The organism is Mycobacterium asiaticum (genome assembly GCF_001668675.1).
GTDB classification, from domain to species: domain Bacteria; phylum Actinomycetota; class Actinomycetes; order Mycobacteriales; family Mycobacteriaceae; genus Mycobacterium; species Mycobacterium asiaticum_D.
Genome location: NZ_LZKQ01000047.1, coordinates 24,750 through 33,766 on the forward strand (window position 1 = coordinate 24,750; position 9,017 = coordinate 33,766).

At 65.9% G+C, this 9,017-nt stretch carries 9 protein-coding genes; 8 read left to right on the forward strand and 1 reads right to left on the reverse strand.

The genetic code is table 11. From position 1 onward, the window contains the following. The first annotated feature begins 11 nt into the window (after positions 1-11). Together A9X01_RS04605 and A9X01_RS04610 are read left to right on the forward strand one after the other, a co-directional pair. Positions 12-323: an ESX-1 secretion-associated protein gene (locus A9X01_RS04605; protein ID WP_065119503.1), complete on the forward strand. Its 312-nt coding sequence runs from the start codon at positions 12-14 to the stop codon at positions 321-323. Positions 324-341: 18 nt separating this feature from the next. After that, positions 342-644 carry a DUF2694 family protein gene (locus A9X01_RS04610; RefSeq protein WP_065119505.1) on the forward strand — a complete coding sequence of 101 codons (303 nt, stop codon included), beginning with the start codon at positions 342-344 and terminating at the stop codon, positions 642-644. A gap of 10 nt (positions 645-654) precedes the next feature. Here A9X01_RS04610 and A9X01_RS30330 read toward each other — a convergent pair whose 3' ends face one another. Then, on the reverse strand, positions 655-798 hold the full coding sequence (locus A9X01_RS30330) for a hypothetical protein (RefSeq protein WP_172832447.1): 144 nt from the start codon (positions 796-798) through the stop codon (positions 655-657). 101 nt (positions 799-899) lie between these two features. On the opposite strand from A9X01_RS30330, the gene A9X01_RS04615 reads away from it, so the two are divergent. The 6 genes from A9X01_RS04615 to A9X01_RS04640 all read left to right on the forward strand — a co-directional run. Beyond that, complete coding sequence (locus tag A9X01_RS04615; protein ID WP_065119507.1) at positions 900-2,117, forward strand: DUF5631 domain-containing protein; 1,218 nt, start codon at positions 900-902, stop codon at positions 2,115-2,117. A gap of 36 nt (positions 2,118-2,153) precedes the next feature. Then, entirely contained in the window at positions 2,154-2,486 is a 333-nt protein-coding gene (locus A9X01_RS04620) for a DUF2710 family protein (RefSeq protein WP_065119509.1), read from the forward strand. Positions 2,487-2,538: 52 nt separating this feature from the next. Then, positions 2,539-4,038, forward strand: coding sequence for a type VII secretion protein EccB (gene eccB / locus A9X01_RS04625; RefSeq protein WP_065119511.1), 1,500 nt, complete (start codon positions 2,539-2,541; stop codon positions 4,036-4,038). Between the two features lie 2 nt (positions 4,039-4,040). Next, positions 4,041-8,123, forward strand: coding sequence for a type VII secretion protein EccCa (eccCa, locus tag A9X01_RS04630; protein ID WP_065119513.1), 4,083 nt, complete (start codon positions 4,041-4,043; stop codon positions 8,121-8,123). A gap of 81 nt (positions 8,124-8,204) precedes the next feature. Further along, the gene (locus tag A9X01_RS04635) at positions 8,205-8,510 is read left to right on the forward strand and encodes a PE family protein (protein ID WP_366663628.1); all 306 of its coding nucleotides are present in this window, start codon (positions 8,205-8,207) and stop codon (positions 8,508-8,510) included. 9 nt (positions 8,511-8,519) lie between these two features. Next, the coding region (locus tag A9X01_RS04640) for a PPE domain-containing protein (protein WP_155771928.1) at positions 8,520-9,017 on the forward strand (498 nt) is incomplete at its 3' end.

The following is a 9,017-nucleotide window of genomic DNA, read 5'->3' on the forward strand; positions in this document are numbered from 1 at the left end:
AGGAGGCAGCTATGGCAGATCGAATCCATGTGGTGCCGGCGCAGCTACGGGAAGCCGCTGCCCGGCACCGGGCGACCTCGGAGCAACTACGGGCCGTGCCGTCGTCGCACCCCGCAATCCAGGCGAGCCTGGACTCGCTGGGTCCGATTTTCGGCGAACTCCGCGAGGCCGGCCGGGAACTGCTCGAGGTCAGACGCCAGTGCTACGAGCAGCAAGCCGACGAGCATGCCGACATCGCCGAGGGACTGCACACCTCCGCGGCGATGTGGGAGCGCCACGAACGAGAAGCCGCCGACAAACTCGGCGGCATTGTCGACGGATGACTAACCTCAGCGGCACCGATGACTGAAGCCAACCCTGCCTTCGACACCGTTCACCCGAGCGGGCACATCCTGGTGCGCTCCTGCCGGGGCGGGTACCTGCACAGTGTCGCGCTGAGCGAAGCGGCGATGGAGACGGACGCCGAAAGTCTCGCGGAGGCGATCGTGCTGACCGCCGACGTGTCGTGCCTCAAAGCACTACTGGAAGTGCGCGCGGAGATCGTCGCGGCCGGGCACAGTCCGTCAGCGGAGGTTCCGACGGCGTCCGATCTCAATGCGGCGATTGAAAAGCTGTTGGCACACCAGCTTCGGGCCCGGGTTTGAGGCTGGAGACCTAAGGCAGCCAGGTCTTGGCGGCGTCGGGTTCGGGGACGATATCGACCGGCGGCTCGATCGGGTTGGCGCCGAACAACTCTCGCGCGCGGCCGAGCAGTGCGCGTACCTCGTCGAGTTGCTGCTGCAGCGCAGAATCGGCCATGGCCACACGCTACCCACCGATAGCGAGCCACACAATTCACCGTGGGTCACCGTGCGGAGCTGCCGCAATCGGGACCGACCGGATGCCGGTACGCTTAGCCGGTGGGAATCTTCGGTCGCAGAACGGCGCGTGAGCGGTTGCGCAGAGCGACCCAGGAATCTTTGACCGTTCCGACTTTCAGCGCTCCACCCGACTGCACCCCCTGGGTAATCGGCGGGCTCTGGCCGCCCGAGTTGTCCCTGACTGACGCCGAAACCGCAACGCTCGCAGACTATCTCAGAGCCGACCTGGAGCGCATTGCCAAGTCGGCCAACGATGATCTGCGAGCTGTCCGGCGCTCGGAACTCGCGCATTCGGCGCGCCGTGCCGCCGAAGCCCAGGTGATCGACGATGCCCGCGCCGAAGCGGTGCGGCGAGTCGATTCGACGATGCGCCAGTTGCGACACCTGAAGCAGCGACCCACCGCGCCACCCCCGCTCGGCAACGGCGGCGGCCGTGCCGACATGGACAAGACGCAGGTGCTGCCGGCCGTTCGGGACGCGGCCCCGCCGGTCGACCATGTGCCCCCGCGAATCGATCTGCACAAAACGCAGGTCATTCCGGCCATCCGGGACGAGATGCCGCCACCACCGGTGCCGGCCGGCGCCGACGAGGCGGCCGACGGTGAGCAGCGGCTGCACCAACTGCTGGCCTTCGTTGCGCGCCAGGAACCGCGGGTGAACTGGGCGATCGGGGAGCCGCTGGACGGTACGACGCTGCTGGTCACCGACCTCGCGCATGGCTGGATACCGCCGGGAATCGCGATCCCGGCCGGGCTACGGCTTCCCGAACCCCAGCGGCGCAGCGGTCGGGCCGCCGAGCTACTCGGTGCCACAACCCGCGCCGCGACCTACGCACCGGGAGAGTCAGCGAATTGGCCGGCCGAATCCGACGACATCGAGGCGTCGGTGGAACCTTTCGAACTGCCGGTCGTCGACGACCTGGACTGGGAGCTCGGCGCCGCGACGCACTGGCGCGAGGGTTTGCCGCGGCTGGTGCACACCTTGGCAAAGGCCGCCGCAAGCGGTGCCGAAATCGTCGAACAGGAAGCCGACCTGCTCCGGGTTCACCTGGACACCTTGCGTTATCAGGTGTTGGCTCAGTATCCCGACGTCGAATTGGCGCAGCTGCTCAACTGCATGTTGTTGGCCGCGACCGAGGCCCGCGTCGCGGGCGACGCGATATCGGCGAACTACCACTTCGCTTGGTTCAAGAAGCTCAGTGCCGCAGCGGGTGCCGAGCCGCCCGCTACACCGCCCGAACGCGGTCCCCAGGTTTGAATTGACGCTGGTAAGAGGCGTCGACATACTGTCAGGGTGTCGGGGCCGGGTCGCAGTGAAATCACCGACCTCAGCGCCGAAGGCGACAGGGCCCTCGTGGAATCGGTGCTGCGCTCACTGAGCGAGGCGGCCGACAAGTGGGAAGCGATTGTCGCCCAAGCCGAAGCCGTCACCTACAGCGTTGACCTGGGAGACGTTTACGCTGTGGCAAATTCGGACGGACGGTTGCTCAAGTTGAGCCTGCATCCTGACGTGATGGTCGGCTACTCCCCCAACGAACTGGCCGACAGATTGAACCTCGCCATCGCAGCGTTGCGCGAAGAGGCTGAAACCGACAACCAGGCACGGTACGGCGGCCGCCTGCAGTGACGTCGGCGACGTACGGAAGGATCCGTGCGCACCCGCCGGAAGGAGAATGACTGTGCCACTTAATCTGTCGAACCGCGACCAGAGTTCAGGGCACCTTTTCTACAACCGACGCCTGCGGGCCGCCATCACCAGGTTCTCCGTGCGGATGAAGCACGATGACCGCAAACAGCAAGCGGCAGTGGCTCTCTCGATCGTGCTGGTGCTGATCGGTGTCGGGTGGATGGCCCTGCTGCACGTGATGAAGCCTGCCGGGTTGGTCGCGCAGTCGTCCGTCATCGGCAACCGCGACACCGGTGCGATCTACGCCAGGATCGGCGGACGCCTCTACCCCGCACTCAATCTGACCTCGGCGCGTCTGGCGGTCGGCAATGCGGTCGCCCCCACGTGGGTGACCGCCAATGAAATCGCCAAGTATCCGACCGGCCCGATGATCGGGATTCCCGGTGTACCGGACACGCTGTCGGTCACCGGCGGCGCCGTCTCGGCTTGGGCGGTCTGTGACACCGCCCAACGGCAGGGTTCCCGCGCCAGCACCGCCACGCCGGTGGTGACATCGATTGCGGGGTCTCTCACACCGGCGGGTAGGGCCGCGGCCCTGGAACCGGGACGGGCGGTATTGGTGACCCACCGCGGCGCAACCTATGTGATCTGGGGCGGACAGCGATCCCGGGTCGATCCGGCCGACCGATCGGTGACATTCAACCTGGGGCTCGATCCCGGCGCGACGTATCCGGTCGAAATCTCCAACGCGCTGTTCGATGCCATGCCGTCGACCGAACCCCTTGTGCTGCCGATGATTCCGGAAGCCGGCAGTCCTTCGCGGTGGCTACCCGGCGCCAAGGTGGGTAGCGTCCTGGAGTCCCGCGACGCCGGCGGGGCGGTCAACGGCTTCTACGTGCTGCTGCCCACCGGAGTGCAGAAGATCACCGGATTCGTCGCCGACCTACTGCGGACCGGTGACTCGCAAGGGTCAATTGCGCCGACGCTAGTGGCACCGGACAAACTCGTTCACATCCCCGTAGTGGATGTGCTCGACGTCGACTACTACCCCTCAGGCAAGCTCAATTTCGTTGACACGTCCGCCAATCCCGTCACATGTGTCGCGTGGGAGAAGCAGGCCACCGATCCACAGGCCAGGATCACCGTCATCTCCGGACGTGGCCTGCCGGTCCCGGACGGCATGGATTCCCGGCTGGTGCACCTCGTGCGCGACGATCGGAATCCCGAATCGGCTGAGGCGCACCAGACCTTGATCCTGCACGGTGCGGCCAACTTCGTCGCAACCACCAGTGGCTCGGCCGTCTCCGACAGCCGGGAAAGCCTGTATTGGCTTTCACCACAGGGGGTCCGGTACGGCATCGAGCCGGATCAACGGACCTTGCAAGCACTGGGTCTGGATCCTCGGCACGCCGTCCAAGCCCCCTGGCCAATTGTGCGCACGTTCGCCCCTGGCCCGGCAATCGCTCGGGACGCCGCCCTGATCGCGCGCGATGCCGTAGCCGCAGGAGGCGCGGTAGCACCCATTCCTGACTCCGACGAACCGGGAAACTGACCATGTCCAAACGAGGGTTCGTCCGCGGAAAGCGCGCGCAGCCAACGACTGTCCCACCGGTACGGGTGGCCGTGGCTGCGCCTCTGGCACTGCCCGAGCGCGAGCCCCGCAACATCCTGCTGATGATCGCCCTGCCCGCCCTGTTGGTCGGAATCATCGGCACCCTGGTCGTGATGTACGCATCCGGCGTCCGGTCGCTGCAGTCGGGGTTCTTCCCGATGGTCGGCTTGGTCGGCTTCGGCGCACTGATGTTCGGCGGACGCTTCGGCCGTGGACGCCGAATCACCTGGGGTGAACAGGAAAAGCAGCGGCGCAGCTACCTACGCCAACTCGACGACGACCGCGAAGAAGTACAACGCGCCGCCCATCAGCAGCGGCGGTCCCAGCTGTTCGTCCACGCGGACCCGCAACGGTTCGACACCCTCATCGGCGGCCCCCGCATGTGGGAACGGCGCCCCACCGATCCGGATTTCCTGGACGTGCGGCTCGGTGTCGGGGTACAGCAAGCCAGCGAATCAGCGGTCTCACTACAGTGGCCCGACGTCCCGATCGGCGAAGAGCTGGAGCCCGTGACCGGCGGAGCACTACGGGATTTCATTGTCGAGCAGAGCAAGATCCGGGGTATCGGAAAAGTGTTGAGCCTGCGCTCAAAACCCGGGTTCAGTTTCATCGCCGAGGACCCGATCGAGCTGCACGGATTGATGCGCGCGATGCTGTGCGCGCTGGCGGTCTACCACAGCCCGCACGATCTCAAGCTCATGGTGGTAACCCGGCATCCCGAGCACTGGCAGTGGCTGGTCTGGTTGCCGCACAATCAACATGACGAAATGTTCGATGCGTGCGGGCTGCGTCGGCTGGTGTTCGCCTCGCCCACGGAACTGGAAGAGGCGCTCGATGCCGAATTACACCGCAAAGGCCGCGGACCATGGACCCCACCGGCGACGGCGAGCCCGACCTCGATGCCGTCGACGATCGAGGTGTCGTCGGCGCTGGGACCGCATTGGCTGATCGTGGATGACAACGTCGGCACACCCGAACAATGGGAAGGGGTGACCGGGCAGAAGGGCATGGCCGGTATCACCGTGCTGCGGTTGGCAACCCGGGTCGGGGTCGGCGTCGGCTTCACCGACGAGAGCCAGCGATTCGCGTTGCGTGCCGGCAGGCTCAGCCACCGCAACGCCTTCTACGCGGTGGCCGACACGCTCGCCGGCAGCACCGCCAACAGGTATGCGCGTGCGCTGGCCCGCTGGTCCCCGATGAGCGCCGACGAGCTGTCCGAAACCGAAAGCCAAGGCGGTGAACTACTTCGGGCGCTCGGCATCAGTGATCCGAGAGAACTCGATGTCGAGAAATTATGGGCCGAGAGCCGCGGTCGCGGGGACCCGCGGTGGGCGATGGTGCCGGTCGGCGTCAAACAGAGCGGTGAACTACAGTATGTAATTCTGCGGGCCAAGGACTTCGGCGGTTACGGATTCCACTCCGTCGTGATCGGGACCTCTGGGTCGGGCAAGTCGGAGTACTTCTTGTCTCTGTGCAGCGGTATCGCACTGACCCACTCGCCGGAATCGTTCATCGTGATCTTCGTCGACATGAAGTTCGAGTCGGCAGCCCAGGACCTGCAAGGGTTTCCGCACGTAGCCGGATCGCTGTCCAATCTGGGCAAGGACGACCGGCACCTGGCCGAGCGAATGCGGAAGGCCATCAATGGTGAAATCTCGCGGCGGTACCGGCTTTTCAAGGACGCCGGCGCCCGTGACGCCAACGAGTACGAAGAGATGCGCCTGGCGGGCCGGGACCTGGAGCCGGTGCCGATCCTGCTGGTGATCATCGACGAATACCTCGAACTGTTCATTCACCATCCGGAATGGATCGACCTGGTCATCCACATCGGGCAGGAAGGCCGCGGCTGCAACGTCTTCTTCACCCTGGGCGGCCAGCGGCTGGATCTATCGTCGCTCAGTAAAGCCAAGAGCAACATCGCTTTCCGGGTTGCGCTGCGCGCCGAGACCGCCGAGGACTCCCGGGACGTCATCGGCAGCGACGCCGCGTTGCATCTCCCGTCGCAGGAGAACGGCTACGCGTTGCTCAAAGTCGGACCGCGTGACCTCGACCAGTTCCGCTGCTTCTACGTGTCCGCGCCGTTCGTCGTGCCAAAGCGGGTGACGGAGGTGAACCAGACGGTCGCCATGAGCTTTTCCCAGCCGCGGGCCTATACCTGGGCGTATCAACCGCTCAGTGATTCCGACAGCGCGGCGCTGGCTGTCGCCGACGAACCCGCTGAGCCGGACGAGTTCCTGTTCCATCCCGACGGCTTCCGCAAGAAGAAGCTGGTCGACGTCGTCCGCGAATCGCTCATTTCGCACCCCGCGCGACCACCGCACCAAATCTGGCTTCCCCCACTGGAAGTCAGCGAACCGATCGACGCGCTGGTGGCGCGCTGGCGGGGCAGGCCTTGGCATGTCAACTATGGGCGTAACCCCGGTCTGGTGTTCCCGTTGGGCGTTGTCGACATCCCGGAGGAACATGACCAGCGGGTGCATGTGGTCAACGCCGAAACCGACAACATCATGGTCGTCGCGACGGCGCAACGCGGTAAGTCCACCACATTGATGACGCTGATGACCTCGGCGGCGCTGATGTACCGGCCCGAGCGGGTCACCTTCTTCTGTATCGGCGCGTCGTTGTTCCCCGTCGAAGACCTGCCACACGTGGCGTCGGTGGTGAGTCCCACTGATGCAGAAGGTGTTTCGCGAACGATTGCCTCCATCGAGGGTCTTATCCTGGCCCGCGAGGCATCCTTCAAGAGGTACCAGATCGACGTCTCAGAATTTCGGGAGCGGCGGTTCGGGGTGGACGGTCCAACCGGCGGCGGCACCGATCCCGACGACAAGTTCGGTGACGTGTTCCTTGTCATCGACAACTTCAGCGACCTCTACGACAAGGACGCCGCCATGGGCGAGCGTGCCATCGCGATCGCCCGGCAGGGACTGTCCTATGGGGTGCACATCATGACCAGCGCGACCGCCTGGCTGGTGGGTCAGAAGCAGCAGCTGGTCAACGTGTCGAACGCGCGCATCCAGTTGCGGCTGAGCAATCCCGACGAGACCCAGATGGGTGAGGGATTCGAACGTAAGAAGGCGGCCCGGAATACGTTGGACCGCCCCGGGTTCGGACTCACCCGGGAGGGCTTCGAGTTGTTGATCGGGGTGCCCGAGGTGATCGGCGCGGCCGGCGACCGGGTGGGCACGCGCGACATCGGGACCCTGATCGCGGGCGTGACCGGGGTGGGCAGGGTGGAGAGTTTGGCGCGGCTGCCCGAACGGATCGGGCTGGCCGAGGTCGCCACCGCGTTCGTCGCCGGTGCCGGGCACGCAGATCCGCTGAACATCCCATTCGGGATCGGCGAAACCGCCCTGCAGCCGGTGGTGCTGCCAGCTCGCGTGGTGCCCAACCTTCTGGTGGTCGGACGTCAGTCGTGCGGCAAGACGACCACCCTGGCTGCGATCGGCCAGTCGGTGGTGGCGCGGTGCACTCCCGAGCAGGCGCAGATCACCATCATCGACCCCAAGACCTCGCTGATCGGCAAGATCCAAGGCGATCATGTGCGGGCCTACGCGTACACCGCCGATGACATCGACACCGTGATCGCCGAGTTGGCTGAACTGCTGTGGGACCGGTTGCCGCCGTCGGGCTTGAGCCAGGAAGAGCTGCTCAGTCGCGGCGACTGGGACGGTCCTCACCACTTCGTCCTGATCGACGATGAACAGGAACTACGACCGCACGGTCTGCTGGGCAAGAACGCGGCGACCGCGCCGTTGTGGGGCCTGATCGAACGAAGCCGCGAGATCGGCTTGCATGTGATCGCCTCGCGGCTGCCCGGCAACTGGGCGGGCGTCGCGGTTACCAACCCGTTCCTGCAGAAGATGACGGGTTCGCGGGCGCCGACGCTGTTCATGGACAACGACCCCGCGGCGGTGAAAGTGTTCGGCCGAACCAGCGCGCAGCAGCTGCCGCCCGGCCGTGGTCTGTTGGTCACCACCGACGGAGTGATGGAGGGAGTCCTGGTAGGAGACCTGCAGACCTGAATCGACACGCGAGGGCCGCCACCCTAGACTCAGCGCAACTTGCGGCCGCTCGGGCAGGTCGCGACGGATCGAGAGGCAGATATGACTGGGATGTTCGGCATGGTGCCGGGTGCCGTTGACTTGTCGGCGGCCGCTGAGGCAGGGCTCAGCGAGGAAATGGCCGCGACCACCGCGGCCGGTGCCGCCGCACTCACCGGGGTCCTGCCGATGGCAGCAGACGCCGACTCGATCGCGTTCGCCGCTGCCTTGAATGCCGCCGGCGCCGCCTACCTCGCGACGTCGGCGGAGCACATCGGCCAGCGAGTCGCGTTCTCCGGCGCCCAGGGCCTGGCATCTGCCGCCGCCACCGCCGCCGAGGGCGCCAACGCGGTCGCGATGGGGCTGTAGGACGAGCAGATGCCGGATCCCCGGTGGACCGGGCCACCCGAGGTGGTCGCGGCGATCTTTGAAGCGGGTTCCCCCGCGTCCGTGATTGCCAACAATGTCGTGTGGGTGACCGAGACGGCCAACAAGGAGCTGTCGGCCGGGCTTTCCACGTTGAACAACCTGGCCACCGCGGCGCAGTGGCAGGGCGTGGGCTCGGTCGAGTCGACGGTTGCGGTCACCGGCCTCAACGCCGGCCTGCAGACGCTGGTCGGCTGGACGGCCGAAAAGATCAACGTGACGCAGGCCGCCGTCGAAGCCTTCACGCTCGCGCGGTCGGCTGTGATCCCCTCGGTGGTCTCGCAGACCAACCGCGACGAGTGGAGCGTGCTCAACGCCACGAATTTCTTCGGACAGAACACCCCGGGGATCGTCGAACGTGACATTGAGTATTTCAGCGAGCACTGGCCGCACAACTCGAGCGTGGGCTGGACGTACTCGGCCGCGCTGAGCGCGCTGGTTGCGGCCTTG

What these genes read in the sequence shown, in the direction of transcription:
- A9X01_RS04610 (WP_065119505.1), top strand. Translation starts at nt 342, where the DNA reads ATGACTGAAGCCAACCCTGCCTTCGACACCGTTCACCCGAGCGGGCAC.
- A9X01_RS30330 (WP_172832447.1), bottom strand. Translation starts at nt 798, where the DNA reads ATGGCCGATTCTGCGCTGCAGCAGCAACTCGACGAGGTACGCGCACTG.
- eccCa (WP_065119513.1), top strand. Translation starts at nt 4,041, where the DNA reads ATGTCCAAACGAGGGTTCGTCCGCGGAAAGCGCGCGCAGCCAACGACT.
- A9X01_RS04605 (WP_065119503.1), top strand. Translation starts at nt 12, where the DNA reads ATGGCAGATCGAATCCATGTGGTGCCGGCGCAGCTACGGGAAGCCGCT.
- A9X01_RS04635 (WP_366663628.1), top strand. Translation starts at nt 8,205, where the DNA reads ATGACTGGGATGTTCGGCATGGTGCCGGGTGCCGTTGACTTGTCGGCG.